Raw genomic sequence first — 1,951 nt, 5'->3', positions numbered from 1 at the left:
CCCCCGCGAGGCACACACCACACCCGGCGCGACGACCCCCCCACCCAGACGCCACGCCACCCCCCCCCCCCGCCGCGCACCCCCCCCAGACGCGCACCCACCCGCCCCCCGCCCCCCCACCCCCCGCCCAGCGCCCCCGCCCCGGCCCAGGCCCCGCCCCCCCCCCCCACCGGGGGGGGGGGGGCAGCCCGGCAGGCGCACGCCAACCCGCCCCTCAACCGCACACCCACCAGTGAAACCGTAGACGGCTTCACCCTCTCCCCCACCAAGGGCCCCGCCAACACGGCCGGCACCCACACCACAATCACCCCACCCGCCAGCGGCATCACCTTCACCCAGATCAGCGCAGGCGCCCGCCACAGCCTCGCCATCGGCAGCGACGGCAACACCTACGCATGGGGAGACAACTGGTATGGCCAGCTCGGCGACGACACCACCGACGGCCGCAGCATTCCCGTGCGTGTGCGCACGCCGGCCGGCGTGCGCTTCACCCAGGTCAGCGCAGGCGGCAATAACGTCGAGGACCACAGCGGTTTCAGCCTCGCCATCGGCGACGACGGACACGCATACAGCTGGGGATACAACAGCTACGGCGAGCTCGGCAACGGCAGCAGCGACAACAACCCACATCCCACGCCCGCGCGCGTGACCGACCCGGCCCCCAACACCACCTGGACCACCATCAGCGCAGGCACTTACCACAGCCTCGCGATCGACAGCAACGGACACGCATACAGCTGGGGAGACAACCAGTGGGGCCAGCTCGGCAACGGCACCACCTCCGCATGGGGGATCACCCAGAACACGCCCGTGCGCGTTCATACACCGGCCGGCGTGCGCTTCACCCAGGTCAGCGCAGGCCACTACTACAGCCTCGCCATCGGCGACGACGGACACGCATACAGCTGGGGACTAAACGGCGACGGCCAGCTCGGCGACAACAGCCGAGCCGACAAGAACACGCCCGGGCGCGTGACCGACCCGGACCCCTACACCAACTGGACCGCCGTCAGCGCAGGCTGGCAGCACAGCCTCGCCATCGACAACCACGGATACGCATACAGCTGGGGACGAAACGACGTCGGCCAGCTCGGCAACGGCAGCAGCGACACCAACCCCCACCCCACGCCCACGCGCGTGACCGACCCGGCCGCCAACACCACCTGGACCAGCATCGACGCAGGCTACCAGCACAGCCTCGCCATCGACAACCACGGACACGCATACAGCTGGGGACTAAACGGCTACGGCCAGCTCGGCAACGGCAGCACAGACAGCAACGTCCGCCCCACACTCGCGCCCGTCAAGGACCCTGCTGGTCACCCCAACACCACGTGGACTACCATCAGCGCAGGCAGCGACCATAGCCTCGCCATCGACAACCACGGACACACCTACAGCTGGGGATCGAATCGGTGGCTTCAGCTCGGCGATGGCAGCATCGACTTGAGACCCCACCCCACGCCTGTGCGTGTGGCCTCGCCCCGGTACACGATCACCGGCGTCGACGTGGACGGCACCACAATCGGCGCCGCAGACCGGAGCGTCAACCCCAGGACCGGCGTCTGGGACATCACCCTGCCCTCCCACGCGCCCGGCAGGGTCGACGTCACCGTCACCTACCGGTACGAAGGCCTGGACGCCAACAACAACGTGATCGCCGGCAGCGTCACCACCACCGGCAGCGTCACCCTCCACTACACGTACGCCACCCCGTACACCGTGCGCTTCAGCCTGGGCGACGCCGCCGGCCACACCAGCAGCCCCACACCCGCCGACCAGCACCCCTTGGACGGCGAGACCATCAGCTGGCCGCAGGACCCCGAATGGGAACACCACTGGCTGACCGGCTGGGCCAAGGCCGACGGCAGCAGCTGGGACTTCAACACACCCGTCACCTCCAACATGACCCTGACCGCCCAATGGCAGGCCTGGCAATTCACCCTCAACC

At 69.5% G+C, this 1,951-nt stretch carries 1 protein-coding gene; it reads left to right on the top strand.

Translation table 11 applies throughout. The features are described 5' to 3' along the window. Positions 1–1,951 (top strand): RCC1 domain-containing protein (locus CRD59_RS07485; protein WP_407923132.1); only part of this gene is annotated, 1,951 nt, incomplete at both ends.

The sequence above is a fragment of the Bifidobacterium xylocopae genome, assembly GCF_003315615.1.
Lineage (GTDB): Bacteria > Actinomycetota > Actinomycetes > Actinomycetales > Bifidobacteriaceae > Bombiscardovia > Bombiscardovia xylocopae.
Note: the sequence above shows the minus strand (reverse complement) of the source record. Positions and strands in the feature narration are given on the sequence as shown.